The sequence below is a fragment of the Herbaspirillum sp. CF444 genome, from assembly GCF_000282135.1.
Classification (GTDB): domain Bacteria; phylum Pseudomonadota; class Gammaproteobacteria; order Burkholderiales; family Burkholderiaceae_D; genus Herbaspirillum.
Genome location: NZ_AKJW01000018.1, coordinates 250,521 through 275,475, shown reverse-complemented (window position 1 = coordinate 275,475; position 24,955 = coordinate 250,521). Strand labels below are relative to the sequence as shown.

Below are 24,955 nucleotides of genomic sequence, written 5' to 3'. Positions count from 1 at the left end.
TGAGGCGGCACGATGCCTCCGCATCGCAACATTGCAGGAAAACTATGCCTGTACGGCAGGCGCCGCCGGTTCCCGATGCAGCGACGCGCACCACAACACGCCGCCGACCAGGCAAACGATCGCCAGCAGTTCCAGCCGGGTCGGCAGGCGTTGTTCCCACAGGAACCCGTAGAGCAAGGCGAACAAGGTTTCGAAGATGATCATCTGGCCGCTCAGCGTCAACGGCAACAGCCGGCTGGCGCGGTTCCAGAAGGCGTTGCCGACCACCGATGCGAAGATCGCCACGGCGGCGGCCACGCCCCAGAAGCGCAACCAGTCGGCGCCGTCATGCCCTTCCAGGCCATGCAAAAAAGCCGGAGTTATCAGTACCAGCGCCAGCAACAGGGCCAGCGCGCCGGTGACGATGCCGGTCAGCAACGACCAGTCGTGCGAGGAAATATCAGGCCGCCGCGCCAGCCAGCGGCTGTTGCGCACCGAATACGTCGACCACGACGCCAACGCGCCGAAACCGCACAGTAAACCCGCGGCGCGCGTGGCCACATCGCCTCTGGCGGTTTCCGCCGACAAGGCTTCGACGCCGACCAGACCGACGCCGAACAGGCATAGCGCCATCGGCGGGAGCAAGGCGCTCAGTTTCAATGCCCCTTCGTCGCGGGCGCCGATCACGCTCACCACTACCGGCAACAAGCCGATGATCAGCGAAGTCGAGGCGCCACCCGCCCATTGCACGGCGCTGGCGAGAAAGAGGTAGTAGAGGATATTGCCAAGAAAGCTCAGATAGACCAGCGCGATCCATTCATCGCGGCCGAGGCGCGGCATCAGTGCGCGCCAGCGCGGCAGCAACAGCAAGACCGCGACCAGGCCGTAGGCCAGATAGCGCGCCGCCGACAATTGCAGCGCGCTGAAATTGCCCAGCACCTGCGGCGCCAGGAACACCAGTCCCCAGAATGCGCCGGCGGCGACGCCGTTGCCTACGCCGATGAGAATCTTGCCCTGCCCTTTGCCCTGCATGCCGCACCTCGTTTCACCATGACGAATGCAGGATAGTGAAACGGCAGGAATCCGTCTTGACCGCCTCTCGCCAAAAATAGACCGAGGCTACTGACGATGCTGTTTGCGATAGGCCGATGGCGTCAGGCCCGTGGTGCGGCGCATGGCGCGCGTCAGGGCGCTCTGGTCGGAATAACCGGCGCGCAGCGCCAGCTCGGCCAGCGGCACGTCGGATTCGACCAGCGCCTCCTGCACCAGGCGCAAGCGCAGATCGGACAACCACTCCTGCGGCGTCTGCTGCAACTCGGCCTTGAACAGCGCATGCAGGCGACTGACGCTGAGGTTGGCCATGCGCGCCATGGTCGCAGCGGTCCACGCGCGACCGGGTGCGGCTTCCATCCGGCGCAACAGCGCGTGCAGGCGCGAGGCGCGCTGCGGCATGGCCGTCAGCGCATCGAGCAGCAGCGGCGTGCAATGGCGCGCCAGCGCTTCCGGCAATTGACCGGCCGGCCGATCGGCGCCGATGCTGAGATCGATGAAATCGAGCAATCGTCGCACCGCCGCCGGAATCGGCAAAAAGGTTTGCAGCCGCAGCCGTTCGGCATCGTCCTCGCCGATGTCGGCCGGATCGCAATCGAGAATCAGGAAACGATTCTCGCCGCTGGCCGATTGCACATGGCTGGTGTCGGGCGCCACGAAAGCGGCGCGCGCGATGTCGAGCTTGTCGCCGCGGCCGTCGACTTCGATGTCCATTTCCCCTTGCATCGGCAACACGATCTGGACGTGCTCGTGCCGGTGCAGGACGCCGTCGGCGCCATAGCTGCGGAAAGTGAGGGGATGCGTCAGGGGATGCGAAAGTGCCATGCCGGCATTGTACCCCGCAGGTCTCCGGAATGCCCGCCGGCCGGGCATGTGCGCCTGCGATGATGGTCTGCGTCAATACAATGGCGAGCAACATTGCCGCGGCGATTTTGCTTGACGTCCTGTTAAGGAAAATCCTGATACCGTTATCAAGCCGATCATCTTAAACTTCTTTCCATCACCAGCCCTCATCCTTAACGGAGCTTACGATGACCACTACCTGCAACGAGACCGGCAACGACGTTTCTCTCAGCTACTGCATCGCCAACTATGCCGTGACCCTGGACATCCTCGCCTTGCTGGTCAGGCAAAATTACCTGACCCGCGACGATGCATTGGAATCGGTGCGCCGCGCGCGCAAGCTGGCCAAACTGTCCAACGGCGCTCCCGGGGAGCATGACTATCTTGCCGCCGCGAAAGAATGCATGGAAGTCATCGACCAGGTCTTCAAGACCGATATGGAAGCTCAGCCGTCCTGAACCTGGACCGGAGCGGCGCCTCCCCGGCCCCGGCCGATGACGGCGGATGCGCTCCCTCTCTGTTCTGAAGGATATGACGGCTGCCCATCCTATCCTTCTTGCCGTGCAGCCTCCCGCCGCCTTATTCCTTCTCTTGTCCCGATAAAAAACGGCCGGCCCTCTTCAGGCCAGCCGTTGCGGTTCCACACGGAACAGCCCTGAATCGCCGCAATTGTCGCGGCGACAAACGGGCTCCTGCGATCAGCCGCGGGCAGGAATCGTCAACCCCTTGATCACGGCAGGACGCTCGACAAACGCCGCCAGCGCGCGTGCAACGTGCTTGAAGTCCTTGAAGCCGACCAGCTCGCCCGCCTCATAAAAACCAATCAGGTTGCGCACCCACGGGAAGATCGCGATGTCGGCGATACTGTAGTCGCCCATCACCCATTCGCGCTCCGCCAGGCGCTGGTCGAGCACGCCGACCAGGCGGCGCGATTCGGCGACGTAGCGGTCGCGCGGACGCTTGTCTTCGAATTCCTTGCCGGCGAAACGATGGAAGAAACCGAGCTGGCCGAACATCGGACCGATGCCGCCCATCTGGAACATCAGCCACTGGATGGTCTGATAGCGCTCAGCCGGATCCTGCGACAGGAACTGGCCGCTCTTCTCGGCCAGGTACATCAGGATCGCACCCGATTCGAACAAGGCCAGCGGCTTGCCGCCGGGGCCGTCGGGGTCGACGATCGCCGGGATCTTGTTGTTGGGATTGAGCGACAGGAATTCCGGCGAGAACTGGTCGTTGGTTTCAAAGCTGACCAGATGCGGCTCGTAAGCCAGGCCGGTCTCTTCCAGCATGATGGAGACCTTGACGCCGTTGGGCGTGGGCAGCGAATACAGCTGGATGCGTTCAGGGTGTTGCGCCGGCCACTTGGCGTTGATCGGAAAAGATGACAATGCGGACATAAAAACTTACTCCAGTATGGGATCGACTTCCTGGACGAATTTTTCAAACTCTTCCAGGGGCAACGGCCGGCAGAAGAAATAGCCCTGATAGGCGTGGCACCCTGCATCGGCCAGGAAACTGCGTTGCGCATCGGTCTCGACGCCTTCGGCGATGACTCCCAGTCCGAGACTTTGCGCGAGCGCGACAATGGTCTTGGCGATGGAGGCATCGTTGGGGTCGACGAGAACATCGCGCACAAACGACTGGTCGATTTTAAGCTGGTTCAGCGGCAAGCGCTTGAGGTAGGACAAAGACGAATAACCGATGCCGAAATCGTCCAGCGAGAATTCAACGCCCTTGGCCTTGAGCGCGTACATTTTCTGGATGATGTCTTCGACGTTGTCGACCAGCAGGCTCTCAGTCAGTTCCAGTTTGAGGCGCCTTGGGTTGGCGCCGGTCCTGGCGAGGATGCCGGACACGGTCTCGACGAAATCGGTTTCGCGGAACTGCTGCGCGCTGACGTTGACGGCGATGGACAGATGCGCGGTCTCAATGCGTTCGGCCCACAGCGCCAGCTGGGCGCAGGCGGTTTCCATCACCCAGTTGCCGAGCGACAGGATGAGGCCGGTCTCTTCGGCCAACGGAATGAATTCGCCCGGCGGCACCGTGCCGCGTTGCGGATGCTGCCAGCGCACCAGCACTTCGGCGCCGGTCACGCGGCCGCCTTCGACCACCTGCGCCTGATAGTGCAGCACCAGCTGACCGCCCTCGATGGCCTTGCGCAAGCCGGCTTCCAGTGCGGCGCGTTCCAGCACCACGGTCTGCATGGCGGGATCGAAGAAGCTCATGGCGTTGCGGCCGGTTTCCTTGGACTTGTACATGGCCAGGTCGGCCTGCTTGAGCAACTCGTCGATGGACGCCTGACGACCGTGGAACACGGTGGCGCCGACGCTGGCGGTGGCGCGGTATTCGACGTCTTCCAGCTGATACGGCGCGTCGAGCACGCTGAGGATCTTTTCACCGATGAGTTTGGTCTGGTTGGCGGCTTCCTGCGGGCTCTTGTGCAGGCTTTCCAGCACCACCACGAACTCGTCGCCGCCCACGCGCGCCACCGTATCGTTGGTGCGCACGCTCAAGGCCAGGCGCTGCGCCACCTGCTTGAGCAGCAGGTCGCCCTTGTCGTGGCCGAGCGTGTCGTTGAGCGTCTTGAAATGATCCAGATCGATGAACAGCAAGGCGCTGCTGGTCTTGTTGCGCGCACTGACGGCGATGGCCTGCTTGAGGCGATCGAGCAGCAGCGTCCGGTTCGGCAGGCGCGTCAGTGCATCGAAGAAGGCCAGCTCCTTGATGCGTTCTTCGGCGATCTTGCGCTCGGTGATGTCGTGATGCGTGCCGACGTAATGCGTGATGGCGCCGTCGTCGCTCTTGACCGCGGAAATGGTCAGCCACTCCGGATAGACCTTGCCGTTCTTGCGACGCGTCCAAACCTCGCCCTGCCAACCGCCGAAGCGTCGGATGGTTTCCCATATCTCGTCGTAGAACTGCGGACTGTGGCGATCCGAGCGCAGCACGTCGGGCGTCTGGCCGATGATGTCCGCGGGGGAGTAACCGGTCATTTTGGCGAAAGCGTTGTTGACGCGCAGAATGCGACTTTCGGCATCGGTGACCATGATGCCCTCGAGCGAATCGAAAGCCACGGCGGCAATGCGCAGTTCGGCCTCGACCTGCTTGCGTTCGGTGATGTCGCGGCCGCTGGTGCGGTAACCTGCCAGCGCGCCGTTGGCGTCGGTGATGGGAATCCACGACACCGACAGCCAGAACAGCGAGCCGTCCTTGCGCACGCAACGGAACTCGAGATCGTCGCCGCGTTCGCCGCGCAAGCCTTTGTCCAGCTCGGGCGCCACGCGCGGCAGATCGTCGGCGTAGATCATCTGCGCCCTGAAGTCGTCCATCGCCATGCATTCTTCCACCGTGTAGCCGGTGTATTCCCTGACCGACGGATTGACCCAGCGCGGCTTGCCGTCCATGCCCCACCAGACCTCCCAGTTGACGGTGCAGTCGGCGATGGCGCGGAACTGTTCTTCGCTGGCGCGCAGTTCGCGCGTCATCTTGCCGGCCAGACGGATCGCGCGGCGACGGCTGGACATCAGCGCCCACGCCAGCAAGGCCAGCAGCAAGGTCAGACCGATGCCGGTGACGGCCGTCTGCATCTCGGCGTTACGGCCGAAACGGGCATTGAAGTCGTCCAGCGTGTTCATGGTCAGGGTCCAGTTGTGACCAGCCACGACCAGGTATTCCGTCGCGGAGATCACATCCTTGCGAGAGGCGGCGTCGGATGCATCAGCGCCGGCCGACCGATACAACACCGCATCGGGAGACGGTTCCACACCGTCGTAAATCGAAAACGCCACGCCCAGCGGTTGTTCGCCATAGAGGCTGGCGATCACGTCGCTCATGCGGAACGAGGCATGCACCCAGCCGATCAGATTGGCGCGACGCTCGGCGATGGTCGATTGCGGCATGCCGTGCGCATACACCGGCAGGTACATGAGGAAACTGGTCTGCGCTTCATTACCGTTGTCGATATCCAGAAGCACCTTGCCGGAGATTGCCGCCATGCCGGAATCGCGCGCTTTTTCCATGGCGCGCCGGCGCTTGGGCTCGGACCAGGGATCGTAACCGAACGGAGCGCGATTGGTGCCGACGTAAGGCTCGCGCATGATGATGGGTGCATAGTCAGGCCGTTCGCCCGCCGGACGAATTTCATAGTCGGAAAAACCGAGCCGATGCATGCGCCCGACGTGATTGGCCTTGTCGCCGTCGGCCAGCCATTCTTCGGCGCCGATGGCCTGGATGCCGGAGAAGTTGGCGTCCAGGTTCAGGGCCGTGACGTATTCGTGGAAACCCGTGCGGTCAAAGGTGCCGGAGGCAACGAACAGCCCTTGCACGCCGTGCAGCATCTGTTCATAACTGGCGATGCGCTGCTCGACGCGGCTGACCGCCTCGCGCAGGGAAAAATCAAACTGCGCGCGCAACTCCTTGTTCGACGCCTGGCGTTCGTGATCCCATGCCAGCCACGTAACGCTGAAGCCGGCGATCATGATCGCCAGCGGCAACAGAATCTGCCGGACCCAGTTCACGGCTCGGCCTGGAAGTCGACCATCGTGGCGGCCAGCGACGGCGAGAAATATTTTTCAAAGATGCGGCGCACGGTGCCGTCGGCGCGCATCTCGTCGACCAGCGCGCGCCACTTGTCGCGCTCGGCCTGCGACAAGGCTTTCTTGGACATGATGAGGCCGTGCGGCACCGACGGATCGTTGAATTCGATGATCGAGGTCACGTCGCGGATGTGCTTCTCTTCCACCACCGGATAGTCGAAGGGCTCCATGATCATGCCCTGGATGCGATTGGCCAGCAACGCCTGATAGAGCGGATCGAGGCCGCCGGCCTGCGTGATGCGATTGACGGTCGCCAGTTTGTCGACCAGGCGATTGGCAGACTCGCTGTAACGGAAACTGCGAATCACGCCGAGGTGGAATTTTTCGCTGCGCGCGAATTCGGACAGCTGGCGCATGCCGGTATCCTTGCGCACCAGCAGGTAATACTTGTTGCTGAAATACCAGGCGAAGGAGGCAAACTGGCGGCGCTCCGGGTTGGCGATGCCCGACAGACTGAAGTCAAGCGCGCCCGATTCGATCAGTTGCCAGATGCGCGCGCGCGACATCAGGCTCACGCCGATCTTGCAGCCGCTGCGGCGAATCAATTCGTCCGCGAAGTCTTTATCGATGCCGGTATCGGTATCGGCGGAATACAGCAAGCCATGGTCATGCAGGGCGAGGGTATAAGGGCGGGAACAATCGAGACCGCCGGCGCTGGCCGCACCTGGCATCCATGCGGCAAGCAGCACGCTGCAGGCACAGGCAAGACGGAAAATACGGGCAAAGCGGCGGCGAATCACCGTCCCCCCGGCGGTAAAAATGACAGAAATACGGCCCCCTTCGTGAGCATCCGAGCGCATTCGCGTACGTTAGTTTTATGGCTTGCTGGCTACCGGCATCCGGTGTTCGTTTTCGTTCGTCCGGGCGATATTGTTGTTGCCTCAAACCAACATCCTGTCGTCATGAAAACGACCCATCGCGGCAGGCGAATCAGTTGCAATTTCGTTGAAAACCACCAGTGCCATGGTCGGATGATGTTACCCGACGACCCACTAAACTGCAACCGAGGAAATAGGCTGGTAAACACCCTGTTTACGCCGTATGCAGCGCCGACGAACATACGGGGAAAGTTCAGCAAAATGTCAGCATCGCGCTGAAACGGAATACCTCGGCGCTCCTTTGCCCGACCGCAACAATCTTGCGCATATCGAAGAAAAATGAAAGCGCATGCTGCCCGTTCGTACGCTGATATCGGGAATAATTTGCTGCGCATCGGTCTTTCGTTCCCCCGGCGCGGCAGAAATTGTCACGCCCCCCCTGCAGCTGCACAGAGACCTGTTGCGGCAAGAGATTAAAATAGACCATCTCCCAACCAATCTGCGAAGTCATCATGAACAAACTGAAGATCATCGCCTTGTCCGGCCCGAAGGCAGCCCTGCTTGCGGCGCTGCTGTTCGGTGCCGCCACGCCGCTGGCCGGCATGCTGCTGAAGAACAATTCCCCATGGATGATCGCCGCCCTGCTCTACCTGGGTTCAGGCCTCGGCCTGACCATCTACCGCCGGATCAGCGGCGCCAGACAGCCCATGCCGGCGCGCGCCGAGCTGCTCTGGTTCGCCGGCGCGATTATCTCCGGCGGCGTCCTCGCACCGGTGCTGCTGATGATCGGACTGACGGGCATGCCGGCGTCTTCGGCGTCGTTGCTGCTCAATGCCGAGGGCGTGTTCACTGCGCTGCTGGCCTGGTTCGCGTTCAGGGAAAACGTCGACCGGCGCATCATGACCGGCATGCTTGCCATCGTCGTGGGCGCCGTCATCCTGAGCTGGCCTGCGCAGGCCGGCCCGGTCGCGCTGTGGCCGACGCTCGCCGTCCTCGGCGCTTGCCTGGCATGGGGGCTCGACAACAACCTCACGCGCAGGGTTTCGCTTAACGACGCCACCTGGATCGCCTCCGTCAAAGGCCTTGCCGCCGGCGGCACGAACCTGGTGCTGGCGTTGTTGTCCGGCGCGCACTTCCCGGAAGCTTCCGTGACCGGCGCTACCCTGCTGGTCGGCTTCCTGGCTTACGGCGTGAGCCTCGCGCTGTTCGTCGCCGCATTGCGTCATCTCGGCACGGCGCGCACGGGCGCGTACTTTTCCGTCGCCCCCTTCTTCGGCGCCGGCCTCGCCCTTCTGACCGGGGAACAGCTGACCCCGCAACTGGCGATCGCCGGCATCTTCATGGCCTGGGGCATCTGGCTGCATTTGTCGGAACGGCACGCCCATACGCATCGCCATGAAGAGATGGAACACGATCACGAACATACCCACGACGAACACCATTTGCACGAGCACGACTTCCCAGTCGTACCCGGCACCACGCATCGCCACCGGCACCTGCATGCCGGCCTGACGCACTCGCATGCACATTACCCGGATGCGCATCACCGGCACCGGCACTGAGAACCTTGAGACTTGCGCCGCCCGCCATGTCCGCAACGACTGCCACAGCCATGACCCGATGCACCGACGCCGACATCGCCTTCGCACCGACCGGCTGCGCCGACCTCGAAGAACTGATCGGCATCCGCATCGCCGCCATGCGCGAAAGCCTGGAACGCGTCGGACGCTTCGACCCGGTCCGGGCACGCGAACGTTTTCAATCGGGATTCTCGCCGGAGCAGACGTGCTACATCCTGTTTGGCGGCAAGCGCGTCGGCTTTGTCGTGGCGAAACGGAACGACGGGCATCTGCTGCTCGATCATCTGTACATTCATCCCGATCATCAGGGCAAAGGCATCGGCAGCACCGTGCTGGCGCGGCTATTCAGGGATGCAGATGCCGCCGCAATGCCGGTTCGCGTCGGCGCGCTGAAACAAAGCAAAGCGAACCGCTTTTACCAGCGGCATGGTTTTGTACAAGTTGACGAAGGAGAATGGGACATCTACTACGAGCGTCAAGCGCAATGACTTGCACTTGCGCGCCGCGGCGTACAATTCCCTGATCTGACGATTTGTTCTCATCGCGCATTGCTGCGCACCTGAAGAGAGGCCGACATGCACTACGTACTTTTTTACCGCTTCGTCAAAGACAGCAAGACCGTCAAGCTGCCGTTCCGCAACGACCATCTCAAATTCGCCTGGGAAGCGGCCGAACGCGGCGAACTGATTCTCGGCGGCGCGCTCAGCGATCCGGAAGACGAAGCCATGCTGCTGTTCAAGGGAACCTCGCCGGAGGTTGCCGAGAATTTCGCCAACAAGGATCCGTATGTGCTTAATGGCGTGGTGACGCAATGGCAGGTGCGCTTGTGGACGACGGTGGTGGGGGAAGATGCCGGTACGATTGTCCGGCCGAGCTGACGACTTCACGTCGGCGCCAGCTCTCCATGTCGGTATGCCGCGGTGACACCGGCGTTCATGAAAAGGTCGTTGCGGGCGACAATACCGGCAGCCGCATTCAAGAGTCCAAGTCTAGTCAAGGTCGGTCGGCGAGATGCCCATTTTCAGCAATGCATCCAGGCTTGGCACGAAATAAACAGCAGAAGACAAGGCGGTGGCAAAATTCAACAGCTTGTCCGTTTTCGAAACGCCATCGTCGCCAACGCCATACATCTGCTTGAGCATCCCCATCGTGACAGTGATGTCGTTGCAGAAACCGACGAACATGATTCCCGCTTCTTTCGCGTTTCCATAATTGGCATTTCTGCGGACAATATCTATTTCCTCACCGTTTCGCCGAAATTGATTCCTGCCGACATGGGAGTCCTCCGGCAGAGGCGATAGCTGGTGACTTCCGGCTTTGGTTCTCCCCCAGACGTTCTCAGCCTCATGCACGGACAGGCCTCTCAATTTTTCGACGTCCATTCTCCATTTCTGGATCAACACAGTTGATCCGCCCTCGCCTTTGCCACCGTCAGGAATGATGGCGACGCTATTGGCTCGGAACGGATTTGGATTGGCAACGCCATCGGCAAACCCGTCGAACGTCACATTGTTGTGATACGGAAAACAGACCTGCTCGCTGACGACATCGGCAAAAGGGCGCAGCATCGCTACCGTTTTGCTCATGCTGTCATAGAGCGTTGCGGCGTTTGACTGCGTAATCCAGATCCAGAAATCGCATTGTGTAGCGGGTGCGATCATGCCATCGGCACTGACGATATCTTGATGGAAGGATTCCAGATTGTTCGGAATTCCTGCGGGATAAACTTCACGCCAGAGTTCGGGCTTAAATCCCAGGACCACATTTGCAGTGCCTCCCGTGCGTTGATGATGCTCATTGAGCGTTGGATCGGTAATGCCGGTTATTTCAGGCTCCCAGAGTTTTCCGAGCGTCTGGAAAAGTCGCTGTGTATCAACATTCGCTTTCAATGAAAACTGCAAATGAACCTCGTCGCGAGCGACTACCGAGAGCATCGTTTGCGGAGTTGCCATGGTTATCTTTCCTCTTTTCTGTTCTTTATTTTTGCTATTGATCTGGGATTGGATTTTACGCGGAGAACAGCCACGAGGACGAGGACTGACATCCTCAATCGACCCGAAGCAGACCTCTGCCCAGCCTAAATAGCCCGATTAACCGTTTTTTCGAGTAAAAATGAACACGACTTGGAACTTGCACAACATCGCCAAAAGGCCGGGCTCTTCGCAAAAAAAGGCCCACATCGCTGTGAGCCTCTTAGATACTGGTGCTGATGAGAGAAATCGAACCTCCGACCTACTGATTACGAATCAGTTGCTCACATGGTGTCGTGGAACTAAATACGAGCGAGCACTACATATCTTGTAGAACATGTTTTTATTGAAGGCAACAATGAGCGGCTCTATACGGACTCACTTGAAAACAACAATTAGGACTCGATAAATCACGATGGCTCATACTATTTCCAACACAGGGGACGCCCATGGGTACATACCCATGGATGCCAACAGTGAAACCAGCGCTGTTGCTAGGGCGAATATCCCGCAAAGTCAAAACGACACTGTCAGCGATCCTTCGTTGACAACCTCTTCGAGAAGTCACCTTCCCAATACGGGGCGTTCAACAGCCGAGAACATCCTGTATTCGCAAGAGAATATTGAAGAAATGGTTAGTAAGGTACCTGAATGGGACACACCAGGAATTGCAATTTCGCATACTGAAAATTACATCCGTAAGGCTCTCGAGTCGATACAGCACGATGACAGCAATAAACCCATCGTCGTTCTCATTGGAGAAGGGCACATTTCCAATGCAGCTACAGCTGCCGAGATGGCGGCCATGAATGTTCTGAAGGAAATCAGCAACGGTACTCATGCTCCATTGTTATTGATCGAAAATCCACCAGCTAATGTTTCTCAATTTCACGAATTCCTCAACAAGGTTGAAAAGGGCCAGATATCTACCCCAGAAACGGTTAGCGATATTTACGCAGGCACACCTCTAAAATTACCTTATCTTCTCGCTCCTTGTAGCCCTGACCGAGAGCCGGGACGGGTTCATCATGACCGCACTATCGTCAAGACTGGTATGGCGCTTCATGTTGGCTTTGAAGTACATGGATTCGATAAGCTTAGTGTCAATGCAGAAAACATGGAGCAGCGCGAGGAGGCCATGGTATCCGGGGTGCACGATGCCTTAGGCGGAAATGCCAAGACGGCCTTGTTGATTACCGGAGCCTACCATGTGAAGGCTTTACACGAATCTTTAGCCAGTGATGTGCATCTAATCACTTTGAGCGAAACGATGTGTTACGAGGATATGAAACTTAGAACTAGAAAGTCTTCAAATTATGCCTTGACTACTGCTGACATTTTTAATTTTCGCGGATCTGACGAATTGGAGGGAGACGTTGACTTATCGTCCGACGCCTATCGTTTAGGCCTACTTCCCAGACCTTGGTAGAAGCAGTATACGACAAGAATGTTTTAATCAAAAAAAGCTGCCCCACGTGGCCTTGTTTTGGATCGTATATCGATCAAATATTCGCAATTGACGGTGATTACGAATCGGGGAGAAGCGATTTTCAAGCAACCTGAATATAATATATGAACGGAGCCAGGATTTTCCAATTTGGCATGCAGCGTCTTTTTATTGAAATATGGATTTTCTGATTCGTCGTATCCTATATCTGAATTTTCTGACGTCAGAAATATGTTTACGAATCAGTTGCTCTACCAACTGAGCTACATCAGCGTGAGCAATATTTTAGCAAAAATTCACCTTTGCAAAATCGCATCTCCATCCACTCCGTCATGCTTTCTCAACATAAGCCTCAGTGACGTTGCTCCACTAAGCTACAATCGCGCTTGCATCTCATTGGTGCTATTGCATAAATCTTCCTTACCCCACTTTCTGCATGAATCACCCTGAAACGGCGCGCGGCATCGCCCTGTCGGTCATCGCGTCGACGCTGTTCGCCCTGCTCTCCGCCTATACCGGTTGGCTGGCGCCTCTCAACGGGCTCGATATCTTTGCCTGGCGCATCGTATGGACGCTGCCGCCGGCGCTGGTGCTGATCGTCTGGCGCCGGCATGGCGCGCAGTTGCGTGATGCCGTTCTTGCATTGCTGCGCGCACCTTTGCAGGCGCTGTTGTTTGTCGCGATGACGGCGATGCTGGGGGTGCAATTGTGGCTGTTCCTGTGGGCACCGTTGAATGGACGGGCGCTGGATGTGTCGCTCGGATATTTCCTGCTGCCGCTGGCGATGGTGCTGATCGGGCGCTTTTATTACGGCGAGCGGCTGGATGTGTGGCAGCGCATTGCGGTGGCGTGCGCGATCGCGGGTGTGCTGCATGAACTGTGGATGACGCGCGCGTTTTCCTGGCCGACGGTGCTGGTGGCGCTGGGGTATCCGCCTTACTTCATGCTGCGGCGCCGGCTGAAGCTGAATTCGCTGGTGATCTTCACGATCGAGATCGCGCTGCTGACGCCGGTGGCGGTGTACACGCTGGCGATCAGTCCGAATCTGCCAACCGTGTGGCAACGGCCCGACATGTATCTGATGTTGTTGCCGGGGCTGGGACTGTTGAGCACCGCGGCGCTGGATTGCTTTCTACGCGCGAGCCGTTTGCTGCCGATGGGCTTGTTCGGGATTCTCGGTTATGTGGAGCCGGTGTTGCTGGTGGTGGTGGCACTCATCCTGCTGGATGAGACGCTGACCTCGGCGCAGTTGTGGACGTATGTCCCGATCTGGATGTCGGTCGGCTTTACGGCGATTCATAGCGTGCGGTTGATGCGGCGGCGTTAGAAATCATTCATGCAAATAACAAAGGGACTTGCATCGCAAGTCCCTTTGTCGTTTCGACCGCGCAGCAGGCCGGCCGCTTACGCTCTTACTCTTTGTGATAACCGGTCACGCGCTCGACTTCGTTCTTCGAACCGAGGAAAACCGCGACGCGCTGATGCAGCTTCTCCGGCTGGATGTCGAGGATGCGCTGATCGCCGTTGGTGGCGGCGCCGCCGGCCTGCTCGACGATGAAGGCCATCGGATTGGCTTCGTACATCAGGCGCAGCTTGCCTGGCTTGTCCGGTTCACGCGCATCGGCCGGGTACATGAAGACGCCGCCGCGGTTGAGGATGCGGTGCACGTCGGCGACCATGGAGGCGATCCAGCGCATGTTGAAGTCCTTGCCGCGCGGACCGGTGGCGCCGGCCAGCATTTCGTCGACGTAACGCTTGACCGGCGGATACCAGTGGCGCGCGTTGGAGGCGTTGATGGCGAATTCCTTGGTGTCGGAGGGAATTTGCATGTCGCGTTGCGTCAGCACCCATGCCCCCATTTCGCGGTCCAGCGTGAAGCAATGCACGCCGTCGCCGGTGGTCAGCACCAGCACGGTTTGCGGGCCGTAGACGGCGTAGCCGGCGGCGACTTGCTTGGCGCCCGGCTGCAGGAAGTCTTGTTCCGATGGCGTGGTCATGCCGTCCGGCGCTTTCAGCACGGAAAAGATGGTGCCGATGGAGACGTTGACGTCGATGTTGCTGGAGCCGTCCAGCGGGTCGAACATCAGCAGATATTCGCCTTTTGGATAACGGTTGGGAATCGGGTGGATGGTTTCCATTTCTTCCGACGCCATGCCCGCCAGGTGGCCGCCCCATTCGTTGGCTTCGAGCAGGATTTCGTTGGAGATGACGTCCAGCTTCTTCTGCACTTCGCCCTGCACGTTTTCGCTGCCGGCGCTGCCCAGCACTTCACCGAGCGCGCCCTTGCCGACGGCGTGGCTGATGCTCTTGCAGGCGCGGCCGACGACTTCGATCAGCAGGCGCAGTTCGGATGGAATCTTGTTGTGCAGGCGTTGCTGCTCAATCAAATGTTGGGTCAGGCTGATGCGTTTGGTCATGATGCTCTCTCTTAAAAATCAAATCTTCTTGCGCTAGAACCGCTAACAAAACACCGCTGGCGGCGTTGCTTCTCCTGGCTCCACTTAACTTAGGTACATTCGTACTGTCTGCGTCGACGCGCCTTGCCATCGGCGTTTTGTTAGCGGTTCTTGTTCAAATTGTATCGAGCCTAGTTCGACATCGACTTGGTGATGACTTCGGCGACGTCGCGCGACAGGTTCGGCGTGTCGGCCACCTGGCGCAGCGCGGCGCGCATTCTTTCCTGCAGCGCCGGCGAATACTTGCGCCAGCGGTCCATGCTGCGCGCCAGACGCGCGGCGACTTGCGGGTTGCTGCCGTTGAGCGCGATGACTTGCTCGGCCCAGAAGGCGTAGCCGCTGCCGTCAAGCGCGTGGAACGCCGATGGGTTGCCGTTGCAGAAACTGAAAATCAGGCTGCGTGCGCGGTTCGGATTCTTCAGCGTGAAGGCCGGATGCTGCGCCAGTGCGCGGACGGTGTCGACATCGGCGGTGCGCGCGGTGGCTTGCAGGGTGAACCACTTGTCGATGACCAGCGCCTCTTGCTCGAACTCGGTGTAGAAGGCTTCCAGCGCCTTGCCCTTGCCTTCGGCACGGCTGTTGGTCAGCGCGGCGAGTGCGGCCAGGCGGTCGGTCATGTTGTTGGCGCCGTCGCATTGCTGTTGCGCCAGCGCGTGCGCCTGCTCGTCGTCGAGTTCGGCCAGATAGGACAACACGACGTTCTTCAGTGCGCGCTTGCCGGAAGCGGTCGCGTCGGGACTGTAGGCGCCCTTGTTTTGATTCGCCTTGTAAGCCGCCAGCAGATCGGCGCGCCAGTCCTTGGCCAGCGTGCGGCGCAAGAACTGGCGCGCGGCGTGGATGGCTTGCGGATCAATGATTTCCATCTGTTCGGCGATCATGGTTTCCGACGGCAGGGTCAGCACCAGTTCGCGGAAGGCGGGATCAAGCGAGGTGTCGTTGAGCGTGGCGCGCAGCGCGTTGGTCAGGGCATCGTCCTGCTGCAGGTTGGCGAGCACGGATTCGACCGAGACCACGTGGCCGGACTGGCGCGCAGCCTGCACGGCGATGGTGAGGTTGAGCAGGCGGCGTGTGGCGAGACGCTGGCCGGCTTCCCATCGATTGAACGGGTCGCTGTCATGCGCCATCAGGAACGCCAGCTCGGCGTCGCTGTATTCATATTCCAGCACCACCGGCGCGGAGAAGCCGCGCAGGATGGACGGCACCGGCTTCTCGGCGACGCCGGTGAACTTGAAAGTCTGTCTGGCTTGCGTCAGTTCCAGCACGCGCGTGGTCTGTGCTTGCCTGGCGGCCTTTTCGCCGGACAAGCTCAATGCCATATCCCTGCCCTTGCCGTCGAGCAGGCCGACGGCGACGGGGATGTGGAACGGCAGCTTTTTCTTTTGTCCCGGCGTAGGCGGGCAGGATTGCTCCAGCGTCAGTTCCAGCGTCCTGGCCTTGGCGTCGTAACGTACCGATGCAGCCACGCGCGGCGTGCCGGCCTGGCTGTACCAGCGCTCGAACTGCTTGAGGTCGCGCTTGTTGACGTCGGCCATGGCGGCGCGGAAATCGTCGCAGGTCACGGCCTGGCCGTCGTGGCGCTTGAAGTACAAGTCCATGCCCTTGCGGAAGCCGTCGCGGCCGAGCAGGGTCTGGTACATGCGCACGACTTCGGCGCCTTTTTCGTAGACGGTGACGGTGTAGAAATTGTTGATCTCGACGAAGGAGTCGGGACGCACCGGATGCGCCATCGGACCGGCGTCTTCCGGGAACTGCGCCTGGCGCAACACGCGCACGTCGTCGATGCGCTTGACCGCGCGGCCGCTGTCGCTGCCGATCATGTCGGCGGAAAACTCCTGGTCGCGGAAGACGGTCAGGCCTTCCTTCAGGGACAGCTGGAACCAGTCGCGGCAAGTGACGCGGTTGCCGGTCCAGTTGTGGAAATATTCGTGGCCGACCACGGCTTCGATGTTGGCGTAATCGATATCGGTGGCGATGCGCGGATTGGCCAGCACGAACTTGGTGTTGAAGATGTTGAGACCCTTGTTTTCCATCGCGCCCATGTTGAAGTCGCCGACGGCGACGATCATGAAGCGGTCCAGGTCAAGCTCCAGGCCGAAACGCTCTTCATCCCAGCGGATGCTGTTCTTGAGCGAATCCATGGCGTGCTGGGTCTTGTCGAGGTTACCCTCTTCCACCCACACTTGCAGCAATACTTCGCGGCCCGATTGCAGCTTGTATTTTTCTTCCTGGCAGACCAGCTTGCCGGCCACCAGCGCGAACAGGTAGGACGGCTTCTTGAACGGGTCTTCCCACTTGGCGTAGTGACGACCGTCGGGCAGATTGCCTTCTTCGATCAGGTTGCCGTTGGACAGCAGCACCGGATATTTCTTCTTGTCGGCGCGCAGCATGACGGTGTACTTGCCCATGACGTCGGGACGATCGGGGAAGTAAGTGATCTTGCGAAAACCTTCGGCTTCGCACTGCGTGAAAAAATTGCCGTTGGACACATACAAACCCATCAGCGAGGTATTGCGGTGCGGCTTGGTGGTGGTTTCGATGTCCAACGTCACCTTGGCCGGCGCGCCGGGAATGCGCAGGATGCCGCCTTGCACGCGGTAGTCGCGCGCGCTCAGCGTCTTGCCGTTGAGGCGCAGCTGGACCAGGTCCAGTTCTTCGCCATACAGTTCGATATCCTTGCCGGCTGCGGCAGGATTGCGCTGCATGGTGATGCGGGTAGCGACGCGGGTCAGTTCGGGTTCGAGGTCGAAGCCCATTTCGACGGTGTCGACAAAATAGGTCGGGGCAGCGTAATCTTTGCGGTAAATCGTCGGAGGCGTTTCTGTGCGCATGGAGGAGATCCCGTGAAATAGGTGCAGAGGTGCAGAGGTGCAGTAGGAACAAAACACGATTTTACCAATCAACCGTATGGATAGGCAGAAAACGGCGAGAATACTGCGTTGTGGCCCTTGGGCTGACACAATCTCAGACCACTGATTGCAACGATCAATTATTCACCAAAAATTTCACCGAAGCCGCTCAGCTCACCCCATGACCTGCCAGAACCACCGGAGACTCACCATGAACCGCTTGCTTGGCGCCCTTTTTCTTGCCGGCAGCGCCCTGCTCACAGGATGCGCCAGTACCATCACCAGCGACGTCACGACCTTCCACGCCTGGCCTGCGGACCTGAAGGACAAATCCTTCGTCTTCGCCCCCGCCAAGGAGCAGGAAGGCAGCCTCGAATACAGCAATTACGAACAATTGATCCGCGCCGAATTGCTGCGCCTGGGCTTTACCGACGCCTCATCGGCCAACGCTGCGGCGCTGAAGGTGTCTTTTGCCTACGGCATGCAGTCCGGCACCATCGTCGTGACGCAACCGATGTACGATCCCTTCTGGTACGGCCCCGGCTATCCGGGCTGGCGCGGGCGGCCATTCGGCCCGTGGGGTCCCGGACCGTTCTACGATCCGTTCTGGGGACCGCCGATGCAGACCACCGCTTTCCCGGTATTCCAGCGGCGCTTGCATGTGACCATCGCGCGCGCAGCCGGCGATCAGAAGCTGTATGAAGTGACGGTCGACAGCGAAGGTCGCGAGGCGACCTTGCCGATGGCGATGCCCTACATGGTGCGCAGCGCGTTTTCGGAATTCCCCGGCCCCAGCGGCGTGTCGCGCCATGTGGTGCTGAAGCTGGACAAGGCGGCTCCGGCAGCTCCGGCTGCTACGCTGGCCAAACCCACGCAATAATGTCGGTTCAGGATTTACCTTGGGAAACTGACCTCGCCAACAAAAATCCCGGTCTTGCCACTTGAGCAAGACCGGGATTTTTTTCGCCTGAACCTGAACGCCGGATCAGGAATACAGCGCTTCACTGCCGAAGGTGATCGCCACGATCACCAGCACCGCCAGGATCAGCACGATCAGCAGACGCCCGAACTTGGGCGAGCCGTCGGTGCCGGAGGGCTGTTCGTCGGGATGATTCATTGGGCTCTTGCCCGGATCGGAGATGGTCAAGATCGCTCCTCAGGGAATCAAAATGGTGGAACCCGTGGTCTTGCGACCTTCCAGATCGGCATGGGCCTGGCCGACGTCTTTCAGCGCGTAACGCTGGTTGATGTCGATGTTGACCTTCTTGCTCTCGACCATGGCGAACAGGTCGTTGGCGGTGGCATCGAGCGCTTCGCGCGTGGCGACATAGCTGCCCAGCGAAGGACGCGTCAGGAACAGCGAACCGCGCGACGCCAGTTCGCTTACGCCGAACGGCGACACCGGGCCGGAGGCGTTGCCGAAGCTGACCATCATGCCGCGCGGCGACAGGCAGTCGAGCGAACCGAGGAAGGTGTCCTTGCCGATGGAGTCGTACACCACCCGCACGCCTTTGCCGCCGGTAAGTTCTTTAACGCGCTCGACGAAATTCTCGGTCTTGTAATTGATGACGTGGGTGCAGCCCGCAGCGGTGGCCAGCGCGGCTTTCTCGTCGGTGCTGACGGTGCCGATCACGGTCACGCCCAGTGCCCTGGCCCATTGGCAGGCGATCAGGCCGATACCGCCGGCGGCGGCGTGCAGCAGGATGGTCTCGCCGCCCTTGAGCGGATAAGTCTGGCGCAGCAGGTATTGCACGGTCATGCCTTGCAGCATCATCGCGGCAGCCGTGTCGAAGCTGATCGAGTCCGGCAGCTTGACCAGGATGTCGGCAGGCATCACGCGCGCTTCGGCGTAGGCGCCGTTGGGACGACCGGCATAGGCGACGCGGTCGCCGACCTTGAAGTCGGTCACGCCGGCGCCGACGGCTTCGATGGTGCCGGCGCCTTCCTGGCCGAGACCGCTCGGCAGCGGCTGCGGATACAGGCCGATGCGGAAATAGACGTCGATGAAATTCAGGCCGACGGCGGCGTGGCGGATGCGGACTTCGCCGGGACCGGGATCGCCGACTTCAACGTCGACGTATTCCATGACTTCCGGTCCCCCGGTCTTGAACATTCTGATTGCTTTTGTCATTTCGGTCTCCTGGGTTGCGATTGAAGAAAATTTCTTGCTAAGTCTTTTTACGCGACAGTAAGTAGATGCCCGACAGCACCAGCGCAGTGCCGACCAGCTGGATCGCCGTGATCGGCTCATCCAGCAGCATGGCGCCGAGGAACAGCGTCGACACCGGCCCCACCAGCCCGGCCTGCGCGGCGCTCGGCGCGCCGATGCGCGCCACGGCGATCATGGTCAGGAACACCGGCAGCACGGTGCAAAATACGGCATTGAATGCCGACAACTGGTACACCTCGACCGGCTGCACCAGCGCAGAAGTCGGACGCAAAATGAAGAACTGCACGATACACGCCACCGACGACACGCACATGGCGTAGGCCACCAGACGCATCGCGCCGACGCGGCGCACCAGCTCGCCGGAAAAGATCAGGTAGAGCGCATACGAAATCGCCGCTCCCAGCACCAGCACGCTGCCCAGCACCACGTTGCTGCCGCCGGTGTTGATGTCGTGTTGCAGCACCAGCGCCGTGCCGAGGTAGGACACCAGCAGCGCGGCCCATTCCACCAGGCCGACCTTGCGCTTGTAGAACGTGAAGGAGATCAGCAGCACGAACGACGGCGTGAGGAACAGGATCAGCCGCTCCAGGCCGGCCGAGATGTATTGCAGACCGAGGAAATCGAGGAAGCTCGACAGGTAGTAGCCGATCAGGCCGAGGAAGACGATCTTGGCATAATCGCGGCCGGCCAGCGGCGGCGAATGGCGCGCCTGCCAGACCGCCACGACGGCGAACATCGGGAAAGAAAACATCATGCGCAAGCTGATCACCATCACCGCATCGACGTGATAGCGGTACATCAGCTTGGCGACGATCGCCTTGGCCGAAAAGAAAATGGCGCCGACAACGGCGAGCAGCAAACCGCCGAGATAAGCCTGGCGTTTGGAAAGGGAGGAGGAAATGGTAGCGGAAGACATCGCATGATTGTAAACGCTCCGGGCCCTGAGCGCCGGAGTATGGCGGCTGCCGGGTTCAGCTCGCCCGGATGGATGCGCTCAGCGGCGCCATCAAGGCATTGAGTTCGGCGACGTCGAATTTGGGCGCGAGTTCCGCGTCGCTGCCCAGCACGCCCTCGGCCAGCACCGACTTGCGCTCCTGCAGCTCCATGATGCGCTCTTCGATGCTGCCTTCAACGATGAGCTTGTAGACCAGCACGGTCTGATCCTGGCCGATGCGATGGGCGCGGGCGATGGCCTGCTCTTCCACGGCGGGATTCCACCACGGATCGACCAGGATGACGGTGTCGGCCGCCGTCAGGTTGAGACCGATGCCGCCGGCCTTGAGGCTGATCAGCAAGATAGGCACGCCCTTGCCCTGGAACCGCGCCACCACCTCCCCGCGTTGTGCCGGCTGCGTCTTGCCGGTCAGCGACAGCCAGTCGAGCTGCAAGGCGTCGAGTTCGGTTTCGATCAGCTCCAGCATCTCGGTAAACTGCGAAAACACCAGCACGCGCCGGCCTTCCGCCACCAGCGACGGCAGCATGTCGCGCAGCATTTCCATCTTGGCGCGTTCGATGTTTTCGGGCGCGCTTTTTCTTGCCCCTTCTCCCTTGAGCAACAGCGGATCGCAACACACTTGTCGCAACTTGAGCAAGGCATCCATGATCGTCACGTGCGAGCCGGTGAAGCCCTTGCGCTCCAGCACGCGGCGCACCTGCTTGTCGGCGGCCACGCGCACGCTTTCGTAGAGGTCGCGCTGTGCGCCCGAGAGGCGCAGCAGCTTGACGGCGACCGTCTTGGCGGGCAATTCTGCTGCGACATTCTCCTTGCGACGACGCAGGATGAAGGGGCGCACGCGCTGCGCCAGCAATTGCGCGCGCAGCGTCTCGCCGTTTTCTTCGATGGGCTTGCGCCACAGCCGCGCGAACGTGGTGGCGTCGCCGAGGAATCCCGGCATGAGGAAATTGAATTGCATCCACAACTCGCCGAGGTGGTTTTCCATCGGCGTGCCGGTCATGCAGAGGCGATGCCGCGCACGCAGGCGGCGCACCGCACTCGCGGCGCGTGCAGAGGCATTTTTGACGGTCTGCGCTTCGTCGAGGATCAGCAGATGGAATGGCTGCCGCGCCAGCATGTCGAGGTCGCGCCACACCAGCGGATAAGTGGTCAGCACGATATCGTAGTCGGCCATGCGCGCGAAATCTTCTTCACGCTCCGGACCTTGCAGCGCCAGCACGCGCAAAGCCGGCGCCATGCGTTTGGCCTCCGCCTGCCAGTTGAACACCAGCGAAGTCGGCAAGACGACAAGCGCCGGACAATCGAGCCTGCCCGATTGTTTTTCAATCAGGATATGCGCCAGCATCTGCGCCGTCTTGCCCAGCCCCATATCGTCGGCCAGGATGCCGGCCAGATTGTGTTCGCGCAGATATTGCAGCCACGCGACGCCGTGCAGCTGATAAGGACGCAGCGTGACGCCGAGTCCTTCGGGCGCAGCGACCGGCGGCGGCTCACCGGCGGTGCGCAGACGCTGCGCCAGCGCGCTCAGGCCGACGTCGCTTTCCATGGTCAGCGCGCCGCTGCGCGCGGCGTCGCTGTCGCCCAGGCGCAGGCACATGTCTTCCAGACGGCCGGCGTCCCATGCGGAAATACGCAGCGCACCTTCCTTGCGGCGCGGGTCGGTCAGCAGGTCGAGCATGGCCGAGACGATGACTTTGAGCGGCGCCGCCAGCGCATCGACGCGTTTGCCACCGGGGGCACGCAGCGAAATGACCGAGATGTCGTCGATGGCGGCGATCTTGTGCACGTCGGTCCAGCGCGCATCGCGGCGCAGCAGATCGGCCAGCATCGGCGCGAGGTCGAAAGACTGCCCCTCGATCTCGATACCCATGGTCAGCAGCCACCATGCGGCGCGGCCGGGGCCGACTTCACCGAAATCGCCGATGACTTTATGACGACCTTGCTGCATTCGGCTCGCGACTTCCTTGCCGAGTACGGCGCCGGATTCGGGACTGACGATCAGACGCCAGGCGTCGACCGGCACGCTTTCATGCGCGAAGCCGGGACGCACGACGATGGTCCAGCCCTGCTCCTGCAATTGCGGCACCTGATCGGCCCAGAAATCGCCGAAGTTATTCTCCAAGAGCAGCGACCATAAGGGCGCATGTAGCAACCCAAGCAAGGTCGCCATGTCCTCGGCGCGCCACTGCAAGACATCGGGCGGCAACGGCAACAGACCGGCGGCCTGAATCGCTTCGAGCGCGTCGGCTTCGGCGTGCAGGTTGCGGCGCATGACGACCTGGCGGCCTTTCGCATCGAACAAGGTTTGCGTGGCGGCGGCGCTCTGGTCCATGAGGCTGGTTTGTGCGGGAGTTTCCCAACGCAGGTGCTCGCCCGCTTGATATGTCCAGTCGATTTGCGCGACCGTGACGTTGCCGCCGCGCGGCCCGAACAGTCCGCCCGGGCGCAGGCCGAACACGCCGTCGCCGCGCGTGAGGGTGTGCAGCGTCAGACGCGGGCGAAAGCGCCCCAGCACTTCAGCGGCGTTCAGTGACGATGAGGAATGGTCCTCGGAAACTGCCATGGACTGATCGATCAACGCTTCTTCAACAAGGATCCGAGCACGCCGCGAATAATTTCACGGCCGACCTGCGAGCCGATGCTGCGCGCTGCGGATTTGACCATGGCTTCGACCGGCGATTCGCGACGGCTGCTTCCCCCCTTGCCTCCGGCGCTGTTGCCGAAGAATCCGCCGGCAGCGTCCTTCAGCAAATCGCCGAGACCGCCGCCGGAAGATTCGGGTTCAGCCGGCACGGTCGTGTTGGCAGGCGCACCCGACGTCGGCGCATTATCGGGTTGCTGAGCCGCGCGGCCCTTGAGTTTTTCGTAGGCGGATTCGCGGTCGACGACTTTTTCGTAGACGCCGGCCACCACGGACGAGGCGATGAAGGCCTTGCGTTCGTCGTCGGTGATCGGACCGATCTGCGAACCGGGCATCATGACATAGGCGCGCTCGACTACGTTCGGGCGGCCCTTTTCATCAAGGAAGGACACCAGCGCTTCGCCGACGCCGAGTTCGGTGATGGCGGTCGCGGTATTGAGCTGCGGATTGGCGCGGAAGGTTTCGGCCGCCGCCTGCACCGCCTTCTGGTCGCGCGGCGTGTAGGCGCGCAGGGCATGCTGCACGCGGTTGCCAAGCTGGCCCAGCACGGTGTCGGGAATGTCCAGCGGATTTTGCGTGACGAAGAACACGCCGACGCCCTTGGAGCGGATCAGGCGCACCACCTGCTCGATCTTTTGCAGCAGCGGCTTGGGCGCTTCGTCGAACAGCAGATGCGCTTCGTCGAAGAAGAACACCAGCTTGGGCTTGTCGAGGTCGCCGACTTCCGGCAGGTGCTCGAACAGCTCGGACAGCATCCACAGCAGGAAGGTCGAATACAGGCGTGGCGCATTGAGCAGCTTGTCGGCCGCGAGGATGTTGATCACGCCCTTGCCCTTGGCGTCGGTCTGCATCCAGTCTTCGATGTTGAGCATGGGCTCGCCGAAGAACTTGTCTCCGCCCTGCTCCTCGATGCCGATCAGGCCGCGCTGGATGGCGCCGATGCTGGCGGCGGAGATGTTGCCGTATTCGGTCTTGAAGGTGGCGGCGTTGTCGCCGACGTGTTGCAGCATGGCGCGCAGGTCTTTGGTGTCGAGCAGCAACAGACCGTTGTCGTCGGCGATCTTGAACACGAGTTGCAGCACGCCTTCCTGGGTGTCGTTCAGGTTCAGCATGCGCGACAGCATCAGCGGACCCATGTCGGAAATCGTGGCGCGCACCGGATGCCCCTTTTCGCCGAAGACGTCCCAGAACGTCACCGGCAAGGCTTCCCAGGCCGGCTCGCTCATGCCGAGCGAACTCAGGCGCTCCTTGCCTTTGGCGGTCAGTACGCCGGCCTTGGACAAACCCGACAGATCGCCTTTGACGTCGGCCATGAATACCGGCACGCCGATGTCGGACAGGGCCTGCGCCACCACTTGCAGGGTCACGGTCTTGCCGGTGCCGGTGGCGCCGGTGATGCAGCCGTGGCGATTGACCAGATTGGGCAGCAGCGCCAGTTCCTGGGTCTGATTGCGGGCGACGAGAAGTGGATTGATCATGATAGGAATGTAGTGAAAAAACCAATAAAGAGGATGGCCTGAGGTCGGCTTGGGGGTCGGACGATATGGTAAAATTCCCGGTCGATTATAACTAGAACGCCTTTCGTCAATCTCCGATATCTGC

At 60.7% G+C, this 24,955-nt stretch carries 21 protein-coding genes; 7 read left to right on the top strand and 14 right to left on the bottom strand.

Annotation, left to right across the window (positions count from 1 at the left end; genetic code table 11):
* Nucleotides 1–42 precede the first annotated feature (42 nt).
* The gene (locus PMI16_RS04735; RefSeq protein WP_007876903.1) at nt 43–1,011 is read right to left on the bottom strand and encodes a DMT family transporter; all 969 of its coding nucleotides are present in this window, start codon (nt 1,009–1,011) and stop codon (nt 43–45) included.
* Nucleotides 1,012–1,098: 87 nt separating this feature from the next.
* Nucleotides 1,099–1,854, bottom strand: coding sequence for a helix-turn-helix domain-containing protein (locus PMI16_RS04730; protein ID WP_051994579.1), 756 nt, complete (start codon nt 1,852–1,854; stop codon nt 1,099–1,101).
* Between the two features lie 206 nt (nt 1,855–2,060).
* Here PMI16_RS04730 and PMI16_RS04725 point away from each other — a divergent pair, with 206 nt between their 5' ends.
* The gene (locus tag PMI16_RS04725) at nt 2,061–2,330 is read left to right on the top strand and encodes a hypothetical protein (protein ID WP_007876901.1); all 270 of its coding nucleotides are present in this window, start codon (nt 2,061–2,063) and stop codon (nt 2,328–2,330) included.
* A 240-nt stretch (nt 2,331–2,570) separates the two neighbouring features.
* On the opposite strand, the gene PMI16_RS04720 is transcribed toward PMI16_RS04725, so the two are convergent.
* The 4 genes from PMI16_RS04720 to PMI16_RS04705 all read right to left on the bottom strand — a co-directional run bounded on the left by PMI16_RS04720 (nt 2,571) and on the right by PMI16_RS04705 (nt 7,820).
* Nucleotides 2,571–3,272, bottom strand: a complete 702-nt coding sequence (locus PMI16_RS04720; protein ID WP_007876896.1) for a glutathione S-transferase N-terminal domain-containing protein — start codon at nt 3,270–3,272, stop codon at nt 2,571–2,573.
* Nucleotides 3,273–3,278: 6 nt separating this feature from the next.
* The gene (locus PMI16_RS04715) at nt 3,279–6,392 is read right to left on the bottom strand and encodes a bifunctional diguanylate cyclase/phosphodiesterase (protein ID WP_007876894.1); all 3,114 of its coding nucleotides are present in this window, start codon (nt 6,390–6,392) and stop codon (nt 3,279–3,281) included.
* Nucleotides 6,389–7,141, bottom strand: a complete 753-nt coding sequence (locus PMI16_RS04710; RefSeq protein ID WP_237719787.1) for a substrate-binding periplasmic protein — start codon at nt 7,139–7,141, stop codon at nt 6,389–6,391. Before PMI16_RS04710 ends, PMI16_RS04715 begins: the two co-directional genes overlap by 4 nt.
* A gap of 400 nt (nt 7,142–7,541) precedes the next feature.
* Nucleotides 7,542–7,820 carry a hypothetical protein gene (locus PMI16_RS04705; protein WP_157212520.1) on the bottom strand — a complete coding sequence of 93 codons (279 nt, stop codon included), beginning with the start codon at nt 7,818–7,820 and terminating at the stop codon, nt 7,542–7,544.
* Between PMI16_RS04705 and PMI16_RS04700 the strand changes: the two genes are divergently transcribed.
* The 3 genes from PMI16_RS04700 to PMI16_RS04690 all read left to right on the top strand — a co-directional run bounded on the left by PMI16_RS04700 (nt 7,801) and on the right by PMI16_RS04690 (nt 9,746).
* On the top strand, nt 7,801–8,850 hold the full coding sequence (locus PMI16_RS04700) for a DMT family transporter (RefSeq protein WP_007876889.1): 1,050 nt from the start codon (nt 7,801–7,803) through the stop codon (nt 8,848–8,850). The genes PMI16_RS04705 and PMI16_RS04700 overlap by 20 nt on opposite strands.
* Nucleotides 8,851–8,876: 26 nt before the next feature.
* A complete protein-coding gene (locus PMI16_RS04695) occupies nt 8,877–9,356 on the top strand; it encodes a GNAT family N-acetyltransferase (protein WP_237719783.1) in 480 nt (159 codons plus the stop codon).
* 87 nt (nt 9,357–9,443) lie between these two features.
* On the top strand, nt 9,444–9,746 hold the full coding sequence (locus tag PMI16_RS04690) for a YciI-like protein (protein ID WP_007876886.1): 303 nt from the start codon (nt 9,444–9,446) through the stop codon (nt 9,744–9,746).
* A 111-nt stretch (nt 9,747–9,857) separates the two neighbouring features.
* Here PMI16_RS04690 and PMI16_RS04685 read toward each other — a convergent pair whose 3' ends face one another.
* On the bottom strand, nt 9,858–10,820 hold the full coding sequence (locus tag PMI16_RS04685; RefSeq protein ID WP_007876885.1) for a Dyp-type peroxidase: 963 nt from the start codon (nt 10,818–10,820) through the stop codon (nt 9,858–9,860).
* Nucleotides 10,821–11,301: 481 nt separating this feature from the next.
* Between PMI16_RS04685 and PMI16_RS04680 the strand changes: the two genes are divergently transcribed.
* Nucleotides 11,302–12,267 (top strand): hypothetical protein, encoded by a 966-nt coding sequence (locus tag PMI16_RS04680; RefSeq protein WP_157212519.1) that lies wholly within the window; start codon nt 11,302–11,304, stop codon nt 12,265–12,267.
* A 454-nt stretch (nt 12,268–12,721) separates the two neighbouring features.
* On the top strand, nt 12,722–13,612 hold the full coding sequence (rarD, locus tag PMI16_RS04675; RefSeq protein ID WP_007876881.1) for an EamA family transporter RarD: 891 nt from the start codon (nt 12,722–12,724) through the stop codon (nt 13,610–13,612).
* An 85-nt stretch (nt 13,613–13,697) separates the two neighbouring features.
* Here the strand turns inward: rarD and PMI16_RS04670 are convergent, their stop codons facing one another.
* Nucleotides 13,698–14,702 carry a class 1 fructose-bisphosphatase gene (locus PMI16_RS04670; protein ID WP_007876880.1) on the bottom strand — a complete coding sequence of 335 codons (1,005 nt, stop codon included), beginning with the start codon at nt 14,700–14,702 and terminating at the stop codon, nt 13,698–13,700.
* A 170-nt stretch (nt 14,703–14,872) separates the two neighbouring features.
* Nucleotides 14,873–17,569 carry an aminopeptidase N gene (gene pepN, locus PMI16_RS04665; protein WP_007876879.1) on the bottom strand — a complete coding sequence of 899 codons (2,697 nt, stop codon included), beginning with the start codon at nt 17,567–17,569 and terminating at the stop codon, nt 14,873–14,875.
* Between the two features lie 229 nt (nt 17,570–17,798).
* Between pepN and PMI16_RS04660 the strand changes: the two genes are divergently transcribed.
* On the top strand, nt 17,799–18,467 hold the full coding sequence (locus PMI16_RS04660) for a DUF4136 domain-containing protein (protein ID WP_007876878.1): 669 nt from the start codon (nt 17,799–17,801) through the stop codon (nt 18,465–18,467).
* A 105-nt stretch (nt 18,468–18,572) separates the two neighbouring features.
* Here PMI16_RS04660 and PMI16_RS25710 read toward each other — a convergent pair whose 3' ends face one another.
* The 5 genes from PMI16_RS25710 to PMI16_RS04640 are packed head-to-tail and all read right to left on the bottom strand — an operon-like array spanning nt 18,573 to nt 24,831.
* Nucleotides 18,573–18,734 (bottom strand): hypothetical protein, encoded by a 162-nt coding sequence (locus PMI16_RS25710; protein WP_007876877.1) that lies wholly within the window; start codon nt 18,732–18,734, stop codon nt 18,573–18,575.
* A 9-nt stretch (nt 18,735–18,743) separates the two neighbouring features.
* Nucleotides 18,744–19,718 (bottom strand): quinone oxidoreductase family protein, encoded by a 975-nt coding sequence (locus tag PMI16_RS04655; RefSeq protein WP_007876875.1) that lies wholly within the window; start codon nt 19,716–19,718, stop codon nt 18,744–18,746.
* A 37-nt stretch (nt 19,719–19,755) separates the two neighbouring features.
* Nucleotides 19,756–20,673: a DMT family transporter gene (locus PMI16_RS04650; protein WP_007876870.1), complete on the bottom strand. Its 918-nt coding sequence runs from the start codon at nt 20,671–20,673 to the stop codon at nt 19,756–19,758.
* Between the two features lie 55 nt (nt 20,674–20,728).
* Complete coding sequence (locus PMI16_RS04645) at nt 20,729–23,275, bottom strand: DEAD/DEAH box helicase (protein ID WP_007876868.1); 2,547 nt, start codon at nt 23,273–23,275, stop codon at nt 20,729–20,731.
* Between the two features lie 11 nt (nt 23,276–23,286).
* Complete coding sequence (locus tag PMI16_RS04640) at nt 23,287–24,831, bottom strand: helicase HerA-like C-terminal domain-containing protein (RefSeq protein ID WP_007876867.1); 1,545 nt, start codon at nt 24,829–24,831, stop codon at nt 23,287–23,289.
* Nucleotides 24,832–24,955 lie beyond the last annotated feature (124 nt).